Origin of the sequence: Paracoccus sp. AK26, from assembly GCF_011801365.1 — a bacterium.
GTDB lineage: Bacteria > Pseudomonadota > Alphaproteobacteria > Rhodobacterales > Rhodobacteraceae > Paracoccus > Paracoccus aerius.
In genome coordinates this window covers 1506255-1525137 of the sequence record NZ_CP041041.1, presented here as the reverse complement: position 1 = coordinate 1525137, position 18883 = coordinate 1506255, and the positions used below count along the sequence as shown (strand labels likewise).

General features: G+C 67.0%; 17 protein-coding genes. 12 read left to right on the top strand and 5 right to left on the bottom strand.

Features of this window, described 5'->3' with window-relative positions:
* Nucleotides 1-81 precede the first annotated feature (81 nt).
* From rpoD to FIU66_RS07535, 6 genes are all read left to right on the top strand, one after another.
* Nucleotides 82-2055, top strand: coding sequence for an RNA polymerase sigma factor RpoD (gene rpoD, locus FIU66_RS07560; RefSeq protein ID WP_167622128.1), 1974 nt, complete (start codon nt 82-84; stop codon nt 2053-2055).
* A 130-nt stretch (nt 2056-2185) separates the two neighbouring features.
* On the top strand, nt 2186-3577 hold the full coding sequence (gene rmuC, locus FIU66_RS07555; protein ID WP_240544636.1) for a DNA recombination protein RmuC: 1392 nt from the start codon (nt 2186-2188) through the stop codon (nt 3575-3577).
* The gene (locus tag FIU66_RS07550) at nt 3574-3996 is read left to right on the top strand and encodes a secondary thiamine-phosphate synthase enzyme YjbQ (protein WP_167622126.1); all 423 of its coding nucleotides are present in this window, start codon (nt 3574-3576) and stop codon (nt 3994-3996) included. Before rmuC ends, FIU66_RS07550 begins: the two co-directional genes overlap by 4 nt.
* A 120-nt stretch (nt 3997-4116) precedes the next feature.
* Nucleotides 4117-4575, top strand: a complete 459-nt coding sequence (gene nrdR / locus FIU66_RS07545) for a transcriptional regulator NrdR (protein WP_167622125.1) — start codon at nt 4117-4119, stop codon at nt 4573-4575.
* A 29-nt stretch (nt 4576-4604) separates the two neighbouring features.
* Nucleotides 4605-5582 carry a bifunctional diaminohydroxyphosphoribosylaminopyrimidine deaminase/5-amino-6-(5-phosphoribosylamino)uracil reductase RibD gene (ribD, locus tag FIU66_RS07540; protein ID WP_167623431.1) on the top strand — a complete coding sequence of 326 codons (978 nt, stop codon included), beginning with the start codon at nt 4605-4607 and terminating at the stop codon, nt 5580-5582.
* A gap of 52 nt (nt 5583-5634) precedes the next feature.
* A complete protein-coding gene (locus tag FIU66_RS07535; RefSeq protein ID WP_167622124.1) occupies nt 5635-6765 on the top strand; it encodes a zinc-dependent alcohol dehydrogenase family protein in 1131 nt (376 codons plus the stop codon).
* A 3-nt stretch (nt 6766-6768) separates the two neighbouring features.
* Here FIU66_RS07535 and FIU66_RS07530 read toward each other — a convergent pair whose 3' ends face one another.
* Nucleotides 6769-9186 (bottom strand): penicillin acylase family protein, encoded by a 2418-nt coding sequence (locus tag FIU66_RS07530; RefSeq protein ID WP_167622123.1) that lies wholly within the window; start codon nt 9184-9186, stop codon nt 6769-6771.
* A gap of 143 nt (nt 9187-9329) precedes the next feature.
* On the opposite strand from FIU66_RS07530, the gene FIU66_RS07525 reads away from it, so the two are divergent.
* A complete protein-coding gene (locus tag FIU66_RS07525; RefSeq protein WP_167622122.1) occupies nt 9330-10193 on the top strand; it encodes an NAD(P)-dependent oxidoreductase in 864 nt (287 codons plus the stop codon).
* On the opposite strand, the gene FIU66_RS07520 is transcribed toward FIU66_RS07525, so the two are convergent.
* From FIU66_RS07520 to FIU66_RS07510, 3 genes are read right to left on the bottom strand one after another with little or no spacing between them, the layout of a single operon-like run.
* A complete protein-coding gene (locus FIU66_RS07520) occupies nt 10190-10960 on the bottom strand; it encodes a hypothetical protein (RefSeq protein WP_167622121.1) in 771 nt (256 codons plus the stop codon). The genes FIU66_RS07525 and FIU66_RS07520 overlap by 4 nt on opposite strands.
* A gap of 1 nt (nt 10961) precedes the next feature.
* Nucleotides 10962-12371: a dihydrolipoyl dehydrogenase gene (locus FIU66_RS07515; RefSeq protein ID WP_167622120.1), complete on the bottom strand. Its 1410-nt coding sequence runs from the start codon at nt 12369-12371 to the stop codon at nt 10962-10964.
* A 59-nt stretch (nt 12372-12430) separates the two neighbouring features.
* Nucleotides 12431-13234 (bottom strand): 2-dehydro-3-deoxygalactonokinase, encoded by an 804-nt coding sequence (locus FIU66_RS07510; RefSeq protein ID WP_167622119.1) that lies wholly within the window; start codon nt 13232-13234, stop codon nt 12431-12433.
* Between the two features lie 97 nt (nt 13235-13331).
* On the opposite strand from FIU66_RS07510, the gene FIU66_RS07505 reads away from it, so the two are divergent.
* The 4 genes from FIU66_RS07505 (at nt 13332) to FIU66_RS07490 (ending at nt 17261) form a co-directional block, all read left to right on the top strand.
* The gene (locus FIU66_RS07505; protein ID WP_167622118.1) at nt 13332-14147 is read left to right on the top strand and encodes a TIGR00282 family metallophosphoesterase; all 816 of its coding nucleotides are present in this window, start codon (nt 13332-13334) and stop codon (nt 14145-14147) included.
* 91 nt (nt 14148-14238) lie between these two features.
* Complete coding sequence (locus FIU66_RS07500; protein ID WP_167622117.1) at nt 14239-16017, top strand: SLC13 family permease; 1779 nt, start codon at nt 14239-14241, stop codon at nt 16015-16017.
* A 129-nt stretch (nt 16018-16146) separates the two neighbouring features.
* Nucleotides 16147-16368 carry a hypothetical protein gene (locus tag FIU66_RS07495; RefSeq protein ID WP_167622116.1) on the top strand — a complete coding sequence of 74 codons (222 nt, stop codon included), beginning with the start codon at nt 16147-16149 and terminating at the stop codon, nt 16366-16368.
* A 149-nt stretch (nt 16369-16517) separates the two neighbouring features.
* On the top strand, nt 16518-17261 hold the full coding sequence (locus tag FIU66_RS07490; RefSeq protein WP_167622115.1) for a YebC/PmpR family DNA-binding transcriptional regulator: 744 nt from the start codon (nt 16518-16520) through the stop codon (nt 17259-17261).
* Nucleotides 17262-17332: 71 nt separating this feature from the next.
* Here FIU66_RS07490 and FIU66_RS07485 read toward each other — a convergent pair whose 3' ends face one another.
* Complete coding sequence (locus tag FIU66_RS07485) at nt 17333-18193, bottom strand: LysR family transcriptional regulator ArgP (protein WP_167622114.1); 861 nt, start codon at nt 18191-18193, stop codon at nt 17333-17335.
* 81 nt (nt 18194-18274) lie between these two features.
* On the opposite strand from FIU66_RS07485, the gene FIU66_RS07480 reads away from it, so the two are divergent.
* On the top strand, nt 18275-18868 hold the full coding sequence (locus FIU66_RS07480) for a LysE/ArgO family amino acid transporter (protein WP_167622113.1): 594 nt from the start codon (nt 18275-18277) through the stop codon (nt 18866-18868).
* Nucleotides 18869-18883: the final 15 nt, after the last annotated feature.

Below are 18883 nucleotides of genomic sequence, written 5' to 3'. Positions count from 1 at the left end.
GGGTGCGCCGCGCTAAATGTAGACCACACTGTCAGTGATTCGCCTTGCCCGCGAATCATCGCCTGAAGAAGGGAGCCCTTGATGGCCGCCAAGGACGACGATCACGACAAGACGGACAAGGACGACAACGCCCATTCGCTGGACATGAGCCAGGCTGCGGTCAAGCGCATGATCGCGGATGCCCGTGAACGGGGCTACATCACCTATGATCAACTGAATGCCGTCCTGCCGCCCGAGCAGGTCAGCAGCGAACAGATCGAGGACGTGATGTCGATGCTGTCCGAAATGGGCATCAACGTGATCGAAGACGAGGACGGGGCCGAGGAACCGGAAGGCGGCGCGGTCGCCGTGGTCGGGTCGTCTTCGCGCGAAGTCGCGGTCGCCAGCTCGGACACCGAGAAATTGGACCGCACCGACGACCCCGTCCGCATGTATCTGCGAGAGATGGGCAGCGTCGAGTTGCTGTCGCGCGAGGGCGAGATCGCCATCGCCAAGCGGATCGAGGCCGGCCGGAACACCATGATCGCGGGCCTTTGCGAAAGCCCGCTGACCTTCAAGGCCATCACCATGTGGCGCGAGGAGCTTCTGGACGAAGAAATCCTGCTGCGCGACGTGATCGACCTGGAAACCACCTTCGGCCAGAGCCTGGAGGATGAAGAGGGTGACGAGGAAGACCTGACCGAGGACAGCGCCCCCACCGAATCTTCTCAGAAGCGCGAGGAATTGGACGCCGATGGCAATCCCATGCGCGGCGAGGAGGACGAGGACGAGGACGAGGGCGCCAACCTGTCGCTGGCCGCGATGGAAGCCAGCCTCAAGCCCAAGGTGCTGGAAACCTTGGAACTGATCGCGCGGGACTACGAATCCCTTGCGGCGATGCAGGACCAGCGGATGTCGGCCACCCTGAACGAGGACAACAGCTTCTCGGCCACGGCGGAAAGCGACTACCAGGTGCTGCGGTCGCGCATCGTCGGGCTGGTGAACGAGCTGCACCTGAACAGCAGCCGGATCGAGGCCCTGGTCGACCAGCTTTACGGCATCAACCGCCGGATCGTCACCATTGACAGCGGCATGGTCAAGCTGGCCGATGCGGCGCGGATCAACCGCCGCGAATTCATCGACGCCTATCGCGGAACCGAACTGGATCCGGCCTGGGTGGACCGCATGTCCCAGCAGGCAGGCCGCGGCTGGCAGGCGCTGTTCGAACGTTCGCGCGACAAGGTCGAGGAGTTGCGCAACGAGATGGCGCAGGTCGGCCAATATGTCGGCGTCGATATCGAGGAATTCCGCCGCATCGTGTCCCAGGTGCAGCGGGGCGAAAAGGAAGCACGCCAAGCCAAGAAGGAAATGGTCGAGGCGAACCTGCGGCTGGTCATCAGCATCGCCAAGAAATACACGAACCGCGGCTTGCAGTTCCTGGACCTGATCCAGGAAGGCAACATCGGCCTGATGAAGGCCGTCGACAAGTTCGAATACCGCCGCGGTTACAAGTTCTCGACCTATGCGACCTGGTGGATCCGGCAGGCCATCACCCGGTCCATCGCGGACCAGGCACGGACGATCCGCATCCCGGTCCACATGATCGAGACGATCAACAAGCTGGTCCGCACCGGCCGCCAGATGCTGCACGAGATCGGTCGGGAACCCACGCCCGAGGAACTGGCCGAAAAGCTGCAGATGCCGCTGGAGAAGGTCCGCAAGGTGATGAAGATCGCCAAGGAGCCGATCTCCCTCGAAACCCCTATCGGGGACGAGGAGGACAGCCAGCTTGGCGATTTCATCGAGGACAAGAACGCGGTCCTGCCGCTGGACAGCGCGATCCAGGAAAACCTCAAGGAAACCACGACGCGGGTTCTGGCGTCGCTGACCCCGCGCGAGGAACGGGTTTTGCGGATGCGCTTTGGCATCGGCATGAACACCGACCACACGCTGGAGGAAGTTGGCCAGCAGTTCAGCGTCACCCGCGAACGGATCCGCCAGATCGAGGCCAAGGCGCTGCGCAAGCTGAAGCACCCCTCGCGGTCGCGCAAGCTGCGGTCCTTCCTGGACCAGTGACACAAATCCCACGGCCCTGCCTTGTCGGGCGGGGCCGTGGGGTCGATCCTTGCATTTCTGGCACAAAGCGCGAACACTGCATGTGATTGTCCCCGGAGTGCCGATGCCAAGCCTGCTTGAAGACCCCGCTGTGCTTCGCATCCTCCTGTTGGCCCTTGCCGGGCTGCTGGCGATGATGTGGCTGGGGGGGCGCCGGGCGCGTCTTCTGGCCGAGGCCCGCGCAGCCGATCTGGATACCCAACTTCGCCACTTGGCCGAGGAAACGCGCGCCACCGCCCTGCGCATGGGCCAGCAACAGGCGCGGTCCGAGGCCCAGGCCGACCGCCTGTCCGAACTGACCGAGGAACGGGACGGACTGGCCGATGCGCTGCACCAGGCGCGCCAACTTCTGGCTGCCGCCCGCACCGAACTGGCCGAAACGCGCCTGCGTGCCGAAAAGGACGCCGAAGCCGCCGACCGGGAAATCCGCACGCTGCGCGAATTGCGCCAGGAAATGACCGCACAGTTCAAGCTTCTGGCAACGGAAACCCTGCGCGCCCAGCAGGGCGACATGCAGCGGGCACAGGGCGAACAGCTTTCGGCGCTGCTCAACCCGTTCCGCGAACAGGTGCACCGCTTCCAGACTGAATTGCAGGCCCGGAACAAGGTCTTGGACGAAGAAGGTGCCAGACTGCGTGAACAGATCTCCTTTCTGCACCAGCGGTCCGAGGACATCTCGCGCGAGGCCGTCAACCTGACCCGCGCGCTGAAGGGCGACAAGCAGCGCCAGGGCGCATGGGGCGAGATGGTGCTGGAACGGCTGCTGGAGGATTCGGGCCTGATTGCCGGCACCCATTATGACACCCAGTCAAGCTGGACGGACGAGGACGGCAAGCGGTGGCGGCCGGACGTGGTGGTCAGGATGCCGCGCGCCAAGGTCATGGTGATCGACAGCAAGGTGTCGCTTGTCGACTACGAAACCTCCGTGAACGCCGAAGATCCGGCCGAGGCGCAGGCCGCGCTGCGCCGCCATGTTTCTGCGATCCGCACCCATGTCGTCACCTTGGGCGATAAGGGCTATCACCGGATGGACGACAATTCGGTCGATTACGTGCTGATGTTCATCCCGATCGAGGGCGCGTTCTCCGAGGCGCTGCGGGCCGATCCGACGCTGGCAAGCTTTGCCATGGAACGCCGCGTCGGCCTGACCACCCCCACCACGCTGATGCTGACCCTTCGCACGATCGAGCATATCTGGGCCGTCGAACGGCGCGAGGCCAATGTGACGGAAATCGCCCGCCGCGCCGGCCAGCTTTACGACAAGGTCGCGGGCTTCGTCGAATCCATGGAGGCGGTAGGCCGCGCGCTTGACCAGGCGGGGCGGGCGCATGGGCAGGCGATGGACCGACTGACACGAGGATCCGGCAACGTGATCCGCCAGGTCGAGATGCTGCGCGAACTGGGCGCGCGAACGCAGAAGAGGATCGGCACCGACCATGACGGCGACGGGCTGATGCTGGACCCGCCGGAGGCTGCCGAATGAACCACCTGATCACGCTGAACACCCGCGGGCCGGCCTGCCACGACTTCACTGTGCAGGTCCGGTCTTGGCTTGCAGACATTGACGCCCGCGACGGGTTAGTGACGCTGATGGTGCGCCATACCTCCTGTTCCCTGCTGATCCAGGAAAATGCCGATCCCGATGTTCAGGCGGACCTGCTGGGCTGGCTGAACCGGATCGCGCCACCTGCTGACCATTCCTCGATGTCCTGGCTGCGGCACACGGCCGAGGGACCGGACGACATGCCCGCGCATCTCAAGGCTTCGGTCCTGCCGGTCAGCTTGCAGATTCCGGTGGCAGGCGGGCGGATGATGCTTGGCACCTGGCAAGGCATCTACCTGGTCGAACATCGACGCGCGCCCCATCGGCGCGAGGTCGCGGCGATCTTCCAGCCGTCCTGACGGCGCGGCATTCGGGTCACATCACGCGCGAAGAACATCTTGTGGCTTGTGGATAAAGCTACCCAATCCCTGCGGGTGTCCTATACTGGTGGCGATTTCAGCGGCCGAGGGGACAACTGGATGCGCTGCCCGTTTTGCGGAAACGTGGATACTCAGGTCAAGGATTCCCGTCCCGCCGAGGACAACGTCGCCATTCGCCGCCGCCGCTTCTGTCCCGCCTGCGGGGGCCGCTTCACCACCTACGAACGCGTGCAGCTGCGCGATCTGGTCGTGGTCAAGTCCAGCGGCCGGCGCGAGGATTTCGACCGCGACAAGCTGGCCCGGTCCATCCGCATCGCCATGCAGAAGCGCCCGGTCGAACCAGAGCGGATCGAGCAGATGATCAGCGGCATCGTCCGCCGCCTGGAAAGCACGGGCGAAACCGACATCCCCTCGAAGATGATCGGCGAGATCGTGATGGAGGCGCTGTCGCGCATAGACAACGTCGCCTATGTCCGCTTCGCCAGCGTCTACAAGAACTTCCAGGACGCGGACGATTTCGACAAGTTCGTGTCCGAGTTGCGCCCCGGCAACGACTGACCGTGGCCGATCCCCATGACCTGCGCCACATGGCCCATGCCCTGCGGCTTGCGCGGCGGGGGCTTGGCACTGTCTGGCCCAATCCCGCCGTCGGCTGCGTGATCGTCCAGACGGGCCGCATCGTCGGGCGCGGCTGGACCCAGCCCGGCGGCCGTCCCCATGCGGAACGGATTGCCTTGGATCAGGCCGGCCCGCTGGCCCGTGGCGCGACGGCCTATGTCACGCTGGAACCCTGCGCCCATCACGGCCGCACGCCCCCCTGCGCCGAGGGGCTGGTCCAGGCAGGCATCGCGCGCGTCGTATCGGCCATGACCGACCCGGACCCGCGCGTGGCCGGGCGCGGGCACGGCATCCTGCGCGCCGCAGGCATCGCTGTGACCGAAGACCTCCGGCAGGCCGAGGCGCGGGAATTGCAGGCGGGCTTCCTGTCCCGCGTCCTGACCGGACGACCCTTTGTCACGCTGAAGCTGGCCACCAGCTTTGACGGACGCATCGCCACCGCCGGGGGTGAAAGTCAGTGGATCACGGGCCCGCAGGCGCGGCTGCACGTCCACGCGATGCGGATGATCCATGACGCGGTGATGGTGGGCGGCGGAACGGCCCGCGCCGACCGGCCGTCGCTGAACGTGCGGGGGCTGACGACGACGCGCCAGCCGCTGAGGGTGGTGCTGTCCTCGCAGCCTTTGCCGGACATGCCCGCCGAAGGCCCGGCTCATGGCCCGGTGATGCGGCTGGACGGTCCCCCGGAGGTTGCGCTGCAAGCCCTTGCGGCGCGGGGCGTCACACGGGTTTTCTGCGAAGGCGGCGGGATGCTGGCGGCGTCGCTGCTGCGGGCGGGGCTTGTGGATCAGGTGATGGGCTATACCGCCGGCGTTGTCCTGGGCGGCGATGGCCGCGCGGCGGCAGGATCGCTGGGATTGGCGCGATTGGCCGATGCGCCCCGCTTCCGCCTTGTCGAGACCCGCCGGCTGGGCGGTGACTTGTTCCACCGCTGGCTGCGGGCTTGAATGTCGCGCCGCGGGCGCTGAACATCCCCCGGTCAGATAACCGGAGAGATGCATGAAAATCCGCGCCGCTGTCTTGAAGGCCTCGCCCGCCCAGGCACCCTTCGCCGAAAGCCGCCCCCTGGTGATCGAGGAACTGGATCTGGATCCCCCCGGCCCCGAGGAGGTGCTTGTCAGGATCGGCGCGGCGGGCTTGTGCCATTCCGACCTGTCCGTCATCAACGGCAACCGCCCGCGTCCGGTGCCAATGGTGCTGGGACATGAAGCCGCCGGGACCGTGGTGCAGGTCGGCAGCGCGATCCGCGACCTTGCGCCGGGCGACCGCGTGGTGATGACCTTCCAGCCGACCTGCGGCGCCTGCCTGCCCTGCGCCGAGGGGCGGCCTGCCCTGTGCATCCCGGGGGCCGAGGCGAACGGCCGGGGCGTGCTGATGTCGGGCGACATGCGGCTGCACGATGGGGGCACGGATGTGCATCACCATTGCGGCGTGTCGGCCTATGCCGATCATGCCGTGGTATCGCGCCATTCGGTCGTCCGAGTGGATGCGGAAGACATTCCCTTCTCGGAACTCGCGCTGTTCGGCTGCGCGGTCCAGACGGGGGTGGGCGCGGTGCTGAACACGTGTCGGGTCCAGCCGGGCCAAAGCGTGGCGATCGTCGGGCTGGGCGGCGTCGGGCTGGCCGCCCTGCTGGGGGCGGTGGCAGCAGGCGCGACCGAGATCGTGGCGGTGGACTTGTCCGACGACAAGCTGGCGCTTGCACAGGAGCTTGGGGCAACGCGCATCTATAACGCGGCTGAGGACGGGCTGTCGGATCGCATCCGCACCGATACCGGCGGCGGGGTCGATCACGCCGTGGAACTCGCCGGGGCCGCGCCTGCCTTCGAACTGGCCTATCGCATCACCCGGCGCGGCGGACAGACGGTGACGGCGGGACTTCCTGCGCCAACGGCCGAGTTCCGGCTTCCGGCGGTGAATGTTGTCGCGGATGAACGCACCGTGAAGGGCAGCTACATGGGATCCTGCGTCCCGCAGCGCGACATCCCCCGCTTCATCCGCATGTATCGCGCCGGGCAACTGCCGGTGGACCGTCTGCTGACCCGGACGCTGCGGCTGGACGAGATCAACGAGGGCTTCGACCTGCTGGACCGGGGCGAGGCGATCCGGCAGGTCGTGGTCTTCGACTGACCTTCAACGGGCCGGCTCCAGCCGCGTCACGCCGGTCGCGGCGGCCCGCGCCAGGGCGGGGTCCAGCGACATTCCGATGTATTCGCCGCGCCGCCACAGCCCGGCCAGGTCGTCGTAATGGCGCGACAGCGGATGCCCCGACTGCCCGGTCGAGACGATGAAGACCGAACTGTCGGGATCGGCCAGGTCATAGACGCCGCGATAGCCGGGGCCCGAGCGAGCCTCGAACCGTTCGGTCCCGGTGCCCAGCATCCCGGTATGGGATACGGTGAAGCCTCCGCCCGAGATCGACTGCGACAGGTTCACGATCCAGCCGAGCGCCGGGATCTGGCCCAGCCCGGGATGAACGTGGCGCGCCTGATGCGCATCGCCCCACCGCCAGCTTGTCACGTCCGGTCCGAACCGCTGGGTCAGGTCCAGGATCGCGCGGTCAAGCGCCTGGCGGGCGATGGTGGTGCAGTCCTCGGCCGGGGCGCTTTGGACGATGTCGCACCAGACACCCGCGCCGTTCCGGTTGCGATAAACGGAATCGATGAAACCAGGGTGCAGGTTGCGGATGTCGTCCGCGACGGGTCCCAACTCGTCCCGGATCAGGCGATCCTGCAGGGCCGACATCCAGGCGGCATAGATCAGCGGCTCGGGCAGATGCTCGCTCATGGCGCCGTCCCATTCGGCCAGCAGGTTCAGCGCATCCTGCCGCTGGCGTTCGGGCGTGCCGGGGGCCGCGGGTTCGCCCGTGAACCACAGATCCGCGCCCACCAGCGGCAGCAGCGACCGCGCGGCAGGGCTGACGATATCCAGTTGGGCGGCGATGAAGCTGTCGCGCGAATGAACCTCTCGGTCCTTCAGCAGGTGGGACAGCCGGGCGCGGCGCAGGGCCAGGGGCCCGCGTTCCTCGGTCGCGAAGGCCAGGTCGCCCTCGGTCGGCCCGTCCCGGGTGACGGGCATCAGGCCGGACCAATCGCCTTCGGCCAGCCAGCCGGGAACGGGCATCGCACCGCCTGTCGGATGGGCCGGCGACCGCTGCGGCATTGCCCCGACCGTCACCTGCCGGATGCCGTCGGCATCGGCCAGGGCCACCGTCATGGCCGGCGCCACGACACGGCCCAGGGCGGTCGCGGCGCTGTTGGCGTCGGTGGCGCGCATCAGGCCGATCAGCGCCGACATGGTGGTGTCGGTCGCGGACAGCCCCGACCACCGCAGCGCAGGCACATGACCCATCGGCGTCACATCGGCCAGGCCCGGATCCAGCAGCGGCACCAGCGGTCCGTTGCGGCTTGACCGCAGCGTGATCGAGCGCGCGGGTTCGCCCAGCACCCGGATCACTTCGCGCCGCGTCGTGAACTCGGTCCAGCCGCCCGCGCCGCGATAGCGTTCGGGCTGGCCGGGCTGGATTTCCTCGATCGCGATGTCGGCGTCGTCCACGGCGGCGGGGGCGATGCCCCAGGCCAGTTGCGGATTGCGCCCCGAGAAGACCACCGGCAGGCCGGGGATCGTGGCGCCGATCACCCCGCCCGGCGTCAGTTGCAGCCGCGCGAGGTAGTAAAGCGACGGCGCGATCAACGGGCTTTGCGGATCATTGGCCAGGATGGCGCCGCCTGCCGCCGTCCGGGGCGCGGCGGCGGCAAAGACATTCGCGCCCAGACCCTGGTTCGGCTTCAGGAAGCCTGCTGCGTCGCGGGCCAAGGGATCGGCCAGCCGCGATTCGGGCGGCGCAAGGCGCGCGCCGGGAAAAAGGCTGGCATAGGGGGGCAGGATCGGCGGCGCCTGGCCTTCGCCCAGCAGCAGTTCTGGTCCCCGCTCGGGCCAGGTCAGCGACAGGCGGGCGCGCAGCACTTCCTCGGCCGCGGAATTGCTGGTTGCGGCCGCCAGCAGCTTCAGGATCGCCAGCGAATCGGCAGGCTGCCAGTAGGCGATGTCCTGCGGCAGGACAAAGAACTCTGGCGCGCCGCGGCCAAGGGCACCGTCGTTCACATGGCCGATCCACTGGTTCACCCCCTCGGCATAGGCGCGCAGCGCGGCTTGGGTGGCCTGATCCTGGGAGTCGAACGAGGCGGCGGCGTTGCGGTACAGCTCCAGCCGCCGGGCAAGGTCGTCCGCGGGCAGGGCGCCGGGGCCATAAACCTCGGCCAGGCGGCCCTGCGCAGCCCGGCGCAGCAGGGTCATCTGGAACAGCCGGTCCTGGGCATGGGCCAGGCCAAGGGCGAAGAACACGTCCTCGTCCGTCTGGCCGAAGATATGGGGCACGTTCTCGGTCGAGCGCACGATCTCGACCGGGGCAGAGATGCCCTGCACCTGCAGCGTCGCATTGTAGTCGGGCAGCGAGCGGATGGCGAAATACCAGGCCAGAACGGCGGCGATCACCAGCAGCACGATCAGGCCGATCGTCAGCCGTAAAAGCCAGCGGAAAAGGGTCAGCATGTCGGAGGATGATCCTTGGGCCTGGTCGGCTGCCTGTCTTTCGGGGGATGCCGATGCGCTTGACCACGGCGCAGCGGGATGCTGGTGTGCTGCATAATTCAGGCAGGGCGTCAGTTCAACTTGCGCGACGGATCGGGGGACGAATGACAAAGCTGGCTTTTCTGGGAATGGGCGTGATGGGCGGGCCGATGGCGGGTCACCTGAAGGCCGCGGGTCATGATGTCGCGGTGTTCAACCGCACCCTTGCCAAGGCCGAGGCCTGGGCGGACCGGCACGGCGGCACCTGTGCCCAGACCCCGCGCGAGGCGGCCGAGGGTGCGGATTTTGTCCTGGCTTGCGTCGGCAATGACGACGACCTGCGCCAGGTTTGCCTGGGGCCGGATGGCGCCTTCGCGGGAATGAGGCCGGGTGCCATCTTCGTCGACCACACGACCGTGTCGGCTGCCGTGACGCGGGAACTGGCGCAGGCCGCGCAACAGCTGGGGCTGGGTTATGTCGATGCGCCCGTGTCGGGCGGGCAGGCGGGGGCCGAAAACGGGCAGCTTTCGGTGATGTGCGGGGGATCCGCGGCCGATTACGACGCTGCCGCCCCCGTCATCGCAACCTATGCCCGGATCTGCCGCCGGATGGGCGAGGTCGGCGCGGGCCAAATCACCAAGATGTGCAACCAGATCGCTATCGCGGGCCTGGTCCAGGCGCTGTCGGAATCGCTGGCCTTCGCCAAGAAGTCGGGCCTAGAGGTCGAGAAGGTGGTCGAGGTCATCAGCCAGGGCGCCGCCGGAAGCTGGCAGATGGCCAACCGTCACAAGACGATGGACCAGGGCCAGTTCGAACATGGCTTTGCCGTGGACTGGATGCGCAAGGATCTGGCGATCTGCCTTGCCGCCGCGGACGAGGTAGGGGCTTCGCTGCCGGTCACGGCCTTGGTGGACCAGTTCTACAAGGACGTGCAGCGCATGGGCGGGGGGCGGTGGGACACGTCCTCGCTGATCGCCCGGCTCGGCTAGCGGCGCTTCTCCTCGAACCGAATCAGGGTCTTTTCGACGCGGCGGAGGGCCTTGCGGATATGGTCGGCAAAGCTGCCGGGCCGGATCGGCAGGGTCGCCGAATGGGCGGCGCAGACCGCTTTCGACTCGGCCCAGTCCCCCGCGATGCGCAGCGCCCAGTCCCGAAAATCCCGCGCGGCACCGGGCCTGTCTTGCAAGGCCTTGCCCAGGGTCGGGTGGAACGTGACCTGGGGCATCCCCGTCAGGCGGCGCAGAAGGCCGGGCAGGGGCAGGACGTTCAGCGTGTCGTCGACGTGCAGGCTGCCGCTGGCGGGGTGGTAGGCCAGCAGGGATCCGGCATGGACCCGTTCATTCTGGCAGATATAGTCGATCCCGTCGGGAAGCGAGAAGCGAAGATCGGGAAACTGTCCGGCGACCTCGGGTGCTTCGACGGGCTGCGGCTGCCAGGGCAGGTCGGGCCATTTCCGGTGATGGCGTTGCGACCCGAACAACCGGGCCTGCGGGAACATGCGGTGCATCGGCCCGCAATGCAGCGTGTGGAACGGATGCAGGTTCAGGATCGCACGGACGGCGCGACCCCGGTCGGTGATCGCCATGACCTGCGCTGCCGTATCGTCGTCCAGGCTGTAGCTGTCCAGAAAGGCGAAGCCGCCCGAGGACAGACGCACCAGCGAACAATGCGTCCCGACGTTCAGCACACCGCCGATCCGCAGGTTGCCGCGGATGTTCCAGAAGCCGTTGCCCAGGTCCAGGAAGCGTTCGCTCATGTCATGCCCCCGGCGGGTTGCCGCTGTCGCGGGTCTGGGATGGATCCAGGCCAGCAGCCTTGCAGATCGCGCGCAGGGCCGGCTTCATCCCTTCCTCGAGCGTGGGGTGATAGAAGGGGATGTCCAGCAGGTCGCGCGCGGTGCCGCCGTTCATGATCGTTGCCACAAGCAGATGCGCCAGATGTTCGGCGCCCGGAACGGCCAGATCCGCCCCGACCAGCCGGCCCTGCGCATCGGCGCCGATGCGCATCAGCCCGCCCGGCTTTCCTTCGACCTTGGCCCGGCCTTGATCGCCGTAATCCGCGAAACCGGCAATCTCGTCCTTGTCCGGCGCAATGCCGATCGCGGCCAGCGGCGGGTCGGTGAAGGTGATCGTGAACAGGGGCGGGCGTTCCGCCGGGGCGATATCGGGAAAGCGCGCGGCGTTCCGTCCGGCGATTGCCCCTTCCAGCGAAGCCTCGTGCAGAACCGGCGCGTCGGCATCCGCATCGCCCGCGATGAAGATCGGCTTGCCGCCGCATTGCATCGTGTTGCGGTCGAAGCGCGGGACGCCCCTGTCGTCAAGCTCAAGCCCCGCCGCCTCAAGGGCCAATCCGTCAAGCGCAGGCGCCCGGCCCGTGGCCACCAGAACATGATCGAAATCCTCGGCACCGCCGTCCCATTCGAGGCGGATCCCCCGATCCCCCTTCGACGGTGTCGGCGAGCCACCCAGGTGCAGGGCCACGTCGCGGGCGTAAAGATCGCGGAAGGCCGAATGCACCTTGTCGCAGCGGATCTTGGCCAGCCGGTCGCCTTCGTCGAACAGGGCGACGCGGACCCCCAGCCTGGCAAAGGCCTGGGCCAGTTCCGCGCCCAGCGGACCTGCCCCGACCACCGCCATGCTTTGCGGCAGATCCTCAAGCTCGAAGACGGTCTCGTTGGTCAGCACGCGCGGGCCTAGGTCGCGATAGGGCTCGGGAATCATGGGCCGCGCCCCGGTCGCAATGACCACCGCCCTTGCCGCGACGGTCCGGCCATCTGCCAGCCTCAGCCGGTCGGGCGCGATAAACTGTGCCCGGCTGTCGATGCAGATCCCGTCGGGCATGTCGGCAAGGCTGGCCCTTGTCGCCCCCACGAAGCGGTCGCGTTCGGCCCGCAAGCGCTGCATCACCCTGCGGCCATCGACGCGGGCGGCGGGGATGTCGATGCCCATCATCCGGGCCCTGTCCAGATCCGCATGGGCGCGCGCCGCGGCAATCAGCAGCTTTGACGGCATGCATCCCGTGTTGGCGCACAATGTCCCAGCAAAGCCGTCGTCGATCAGCAGGGTTGTGGCGCCTGCCCCCCGCGCGGCGCGTTCGGCCGCTAGTCCTGCGGTTCCCGCGCCTATGATGGCCACGTCGCAGGACAGGTCGGGCGCGGTGGTGTTCATTCCATTCTCCAGCTGGTTCGGCAACAGAACAACAGCCCGCCCCGGCGGTTCCGTCTGGTTCAGGCGGGGGACAGCACGGTCCTGATCCCCCTTTGCAGGGCTTGGGCCGGGTCTGCCTGCGCCACTGCGACCCCTTGGGCCGCTAGCGCGCGCAGATAACGGTCGGCAAGCCAGCCACCCGCTATCACCACCACGTTCTGACCCAGCCACCAGGGTCGCGCGGCTGCAAGTTCGGCCCCGATCAACAGGCCCGCAAGGCGGTCCGCCGCCTGTGGCCCGTCCAGCCGGCCAAGCGCCAGCCCCGCGCGGACCGAGGACAGTTCAGCCGCAAGCGCCGCCGGGCGCGACATGGCCTGTGACACGGCGTCGTCGAAGCCGGCGGTTACGGCTGCTTCAGGATCGCGGGAAAGCGTCGACAGCATCTCGGCTGTCAGGAAGCTTCGGAAGCTGACGATTTCCTGGGCGCTGACCTGCGCCCAGGCAGTCTGCCGCCCCGGCAGACACAGGATGCCGTCGAAATCGGGATCCTTGGCCAGATGGCCTGCGACCAGAAGGACTTGCGCCTGGATCAGGTCCGGGGGCCGGTCCTGCATCAGGCCCGGCACCGGGCGCAGGCTGATCCGGGGATCAAGGCGCAAGGCGGTGGCGGGCCTTGGGACGGGGCAGGGCACGGCGATGGGTGCCACGCCCGGCCAGCCTGTCGCCACCACCGTCACGGCCTGTCCAAGCGACAGACGAGGCAGCAGAAGCGTGCAAAGCGCCCCGGCAGGATCATCGCCACAGGGGACGGCAAGCACCTCGTCCCCAAGGCGCAGCCGCAATTCGCCGCCTGCCAGTTCCGCCGCTGCCCAGTCCTGTTGCATGAATGCCTCTCTCTGCTGCGGCCAAAATGGTCGGCCCCTGCGCCCCTGTCCAGAGACGACGCTTGAAGCGGGGGCGGCTTGGGCGTAACGACCGCTTATGCGGATACTCTTTCTTGGCGATGTGATGGGGCGGGCCGGGCGGCGCGCGATTGTCGAGCGGCTGGCACCCTTGCGGGCGCGGCTGAAGGCCGACCTTGTCGTGGTGAACGCGGAAAACGCCAGCGGCGGCCGCGGCTGCACGGCGGGCCATGCGCAGTTGCTGCTGGAATCCGGCGCAGACTGCCTGACGCTGGGCGATCATGCGTTCGACCAGAAGGACATGATGGCCTTCATCGACCGCGAACCCCGGATCGTCCGCCCGCTGAACTTCGCGAAAGAGGCACCTGGCAGGGGCAGCACCATCGTCAGCGACCCACGGGGCCGCAAGCTGCTGGTCACGCAGGCCTTGGGGCAGGTCTTCATGTCGCGTCCCTATGACGACCCGTTCTCGGCCCTGGATGCCGTTCTTCGCGCCCATCCACCGGGGGGAATGATCCAGGCCTGCCTTGTCGATATCCACGCCGAGGCCACCAGCGAGAAGATGGCGACCGGCCATTTCTGCGACGGGCGGGCCAGTGCGGTTGTAGGCACCCATACCCATGTGCCGACGGCGGATGCGCAGATCCTGTCGCGCGGCACGGCCTATCAGTCGGATGCGGGGATGTGCGGCGACTACGACAGCGTGATCGGCATGGACAAGGCCGAACCCCTGCGCCGCTTCATCACCGGCATGGGCCGCGACCGCTTCACCCCGGCCGAGGGCGAGGCCACGCTGTCGGGCACCCTTGTCGTCACCGACGACCGCACCGGTCTTGCCACGGCGGTCGAGCCGGTGCGCGATGGCGGCAGGCTGTCGCAGACCCATCCGGCATAGCACATTTCCGCTTTTGCTTGCGGCAGGGGGGAAAACAATTCTATCACCCCCCGACGACCGCCGCTGACCGGCGCCCACGCACAGGGGCTTCATGCTTGGATTTGAACTGACCGGGACCAATGCGTCGATCGCAATGCTGGTCATCGTCACGATCACCTTCATCCAGTTCATCCGCGAAAAGCAGCCGCCCGAGGTCGTTGCCATCGGTTCCGCCGCGACCATGCTGGTTCTTGGACTGCTGCCGGTTGATGACGCGGCGGGCGTGCTGTCGAACTCGGCCCCCTGGACCATCGCCTTCATGTTCTTGATCATGGGCGGGCTTCTGCGGACGGGCGCCCTGGACATGATGTCGCGGATCGTGACCTCGCGCGCGTCCAGCAATCCCGCCATGACGGTTTGCGCGCTGTTCGGCTTCGTGATCGTCGCATCGGCGGTGATGAACAACACGCCGGTCGTGGCCGTGATGATCCCCATCTGCATCCAACTGGCCAGCCGGATGAAGATATCGCCGTCCAAGCTGTTGATGCCGCTGAGTTACTTCACCCTCATGGGCGGGATGATCACGCTGATCGGAACCTCGACCAACCTGCTGGTCGACGGGGTGGCGCGCGAACAGGGCATGGCCCCCTTCACGATCTTCGAGATCGCCCCGGTGGGCATCGCGATCACCCTGGCGGGAATCGCCTATTTCGCCTTGCTGGGAAAGAAGCTGCTGCCGGACCGGACATCGCTGGCCGGTTTCCTGGGCACGCGGCGCGAGATGAAGTACTTCACCGAACTGGCCGTTCCCCAGGATTCCAGCCTGGTCGGCCAGCGGGCCGTCGACGTGGCCTTGTTCAAGCGCGAAGGCGTGCGCCTGATCGACGTCTTGCGGGGCGATGCGTCGCTGCGCCGCGCCCTGGCCGAGGTGGTGCTGGAGCCCGGCGACCGCGTGGTGCTGCGGTCCGAGATGGTCAACCTGCTGGAACTGCTGGGCAACAAGAACCTGCAGGTCGTGGACAAGCTGAGTTCCGTCGCCACGGACACGGTCGAGGTGCTGATCTCGCCGGGCGCGCTGCTGATCGGGCGTCGGCTGGGGGACATGCGCCTGCGACGTCGCTATGGCATCTATGTCCTGGCCGCGCACAGGCGCGACCAGAACCTGGGACGGCAATTGGACGACCTTGTGGTGCGCGTGGGCGACACGCTGCTGGTCGAGGGCGCGCCCGAGGATATCGCGCGACTGGCCGCCGATATGGGGCTTGTCGATGTCTCGCGCCCTTCTGTCAGGGCCTATCGCCGGGAAAAGGCGCCCATCGCGATCCTGTGCCTGCTGTCCGTGGTGACGCTTGCGGCCTTGGACGTGGCGCCCATCATGGTGCTGTCCTTCCTGGCCTCGGCCGTGATCCTGCTGACCCGCTGCATCGACGCCGAGGAAGCCTTTTCCTTTGTCGACGCGCGGCTGATGGCGATGATCTTCGCCATGCTGGCCGTGGGCGAGGCCTTGGAGCATACCGGGTCCGTCGGCCTGATCGTCGATTTCGTCACCCCTTGGCTGCGCGACATGCCGCCCTTCGCAACCTTGATCGCGATCTATTTCCTTGGCCTCGTGATGACGGAACTGCTGTCCAACAATGCGGTGGCGGTGCTGCTGACGCCCATTGCGATCGCGCTGGCGCAGTCCCTGGACCATGACCCGCGCGCCTATGTGGTGGCTGTGATGTTCTCGGCCACGGTCGCCTTTGCAACGCCCATCGGCTATCAGACGCACATGATGGTTTACGGTCCGGGCGGCTATCGCTTCAGCGATTTCGTCCGGGTGGGGGTGCCGCTGGACATCATCTGCGGCGTGGTGGCCTGTCTGGTGATCCCGCTGTTCTGGCCGCTTTAATGTCCGGTTAACCCGGCCTGTCCCCGATGCAACGCTGCCATGCGGCATTGGCGGTTGAGAAGCGGGGGCAGGGCGGCGATATGATTGGGCAGGGAGGAAACATTTTGTGTTGCACGAAAGGGTTTCCACATGGCCAACACGACCATTGACGCACCGCGCGGTCTTTCCTGGGGATCTCTGGCGGCTCCGTTTCTCGCCATCGGGCGGTTCCTGGTGCTGATCGCCGAAGCCTCGCCCAAGGTGCGCCAGCTCGAGCGGCTGAACGCGCAAAGCGATGCGCAACTGGCCGCCCGCGGCCTGACCCGCGATGGTGAAGTCCGCCGCATCCTGGGCATCTCGGCCGCAGTCTGAACCACGCCGATTGATCTTCATGGCAGCGCCCGCCCCGCATGGGTCCGGGCGCTTGTGCTTTTGGCGCGGCGTGTCTTGCGAGAGGCGGGCGGACTGGACTAAAAGCGGCGCAGACCTGAAATGTCAGAAAATGCGAAGGACCACCGACCATGGCAGGCCATTCCAAATGGGCCAATATCCAGCATCGCAAGGGGCGGCAGGACAAGATCCGGGCGAAGCTGTTTTCCAAGATGTCAAAGGAAATCACCGTCGCCGCCAAGATGGGCGATCCTGATCCCGACAAGAACCCGCGCCTGCGCCTGGCGGTCAAGGAAGCCAAGTCGAACTCGGTCCCCAAGGACGTGATCGACCGCGCGATCAAGAAGTCGCAGGGCGGCGATGCCGAGAACTACGAGGAAATCCGGTACGAGGGCTACGGCCCGAACGGGATCGCCCTTGTGGTCGAGGCAATGACCGACAACCGCAACCGCACCGCATCGAACGTGCGCAGCTATTTCACAAAGGCAGGCGGCGATCTGGGCCAAAGCGGGTCGGTCAGCTTCATGTTCGACCGCGTGGGCGAGATCATGTATCCGCTGTCGGCGGGCGACGCCGATACGGTCATGCTGGCCGCGATCGAGGCGGGTGCGGATGACGTGGAAACCGACGAGGAAGGCCACTGGATCTATTGTGCCGATACCGCATTGAACGAGGTTTCGACCGCGCTTGAAGCCTCGTTGGGTGAATCCGAAACCGCGAAGCTGATCTGGAAGCCGCAATCCCCGACCGAGATCAGCGACGTGGAAACCGCGCAGAAGCTGATGAAGCTGATCGACACGCTTGAAGATGACGACGACGTGCAGAACGTCACCGGCAATTTTGACCTGACCGAGGCGGTTGCCGCGCAACTGTAAGGGGCTTTCCCGGTGCGGTGGCGGGGGCCAGCCCCCGCGCCCCCGGGAGATTTCTCCAAGATGAAGGCCGGTCAGGGCAGCAGTGCGGCGCGCGCAGCTTTCCTGATGGCATTGGTCAAGGGTGCCAGCATTGCGCCGGTCATGCGGCTGAACTGCCAGAAAAGCGGCACGTCCAGCGGCAGATCGGGCGCAAGGTCCACAAGCCGCCCCTCCGCCAGGTCGCGACGGACCAGCAATTCCGGATTCATTCCCCAGCCCAGACCCAACCGTGCGGCGTCGGCAAAAGCCTGCGAGACGGGGATGCGGTGCATCGGCAGCGTCGGGCGTTGCCCGGTCAGTTCCTGCGCCCAACGGTTCTGCAGCGCGTCCTTGCTGTTGAAGGAAAGGGACGGGGCCTTCGCGAGGCCTTCCGGGGTGACGCCGTGGCCGAAGTGCCGCGAAACGAAATCGGGACTGGCCGTCGCGCGATAGCGCATCGCCCCCAGTCGCAGGCTGTCGCAACCGGGGACGGGTCGGCCGTCGCTGGTGATCGCCGCCACGACGATTCCGCCGCGGAGCCAGCCAAGCGCATGGTCCTGGTCGTCGATGATCAGGTCCACCAGCCCGGGCGCGGCGGCCAGGGCGGGCATGACCCAGGTCGCGAGGCTGTCCGCATTCACCGCCAGGCGCAGCACCGGCCTTTCCGCGGGCGCCTCGGCCAAGCCGCTTTCCAGCAGCCGCACCTGGTCGAGATGGGCGGCAAGCCGAAGCCCCTCGGGCGTGGACCTTAGCGGGGGGCCGCGGTCGATCAGGACACGCCCGAGACGATCCTCCAGCACGCGGATGCGTTGCGATATGGCGGACGGCGTTACGCCAAGAGCAGCGGCAGCGGCGTCGAAAGAGCCCCGGCGGATGACCTCGGCAAGGGCGGCAAGGGCAGGATAGTCCAGCATTAGCGACGCTTCATCAGGATAAGGCAAATTCACTTTAGCTGTTGCGTCCGTCATGCGACAGGGCAGGCCGGAGGTGCCGCCATGATGTCCTATGTCGCCGGTCTGGGAACCGGGCTTTCGCTGATCGTCGCCATCGGCGCACAGAACGCCTTTGTCCTGAAGCAGGGACTGATGCGGCACCATGTCTTCTGGGTCTGCCTGTTCTGCGCCCTGTCGGATGCGGCACTGATCCTGCTGGGGGTCACGGGCATGTCCCGGATTCTTTCGGAAGCCCCCATGCTGGCCGAGGCGATGCGGTGGGCAGGGGCAGCCTTCCTGATCTGGTATGGCGCGCGGTCGTTCCGCGCGGCCTGGCAGGGGGGCGAGGCTCTGCGGCCCGAAGGGAACCGCGCCACCCTGGGCCGGACATTGGCGGTGATCGCGGCGCTGACCTGGCTGAACCCCCATGTCTGGCTGGATACGGTCGTTCTGCTGGGCACGGTATCGGCGCAATGGCCCGATCCCGGGGCCTTCGGCCTTGGCGCCATGACCGGGTCGTTCCTGTTCTTCTTCACGCTGGGCTATGGCGCGCGGCTACTGGCGCCGGTCTTCGCCCGGCCCCGCGCATGGCAGGTCCTGGAACTTGGCATCGGTGTCCTGATGTGGTCAATCGCCCTGGCGCTGATCCTGAATTGAGCTTGCGCCGTCCCG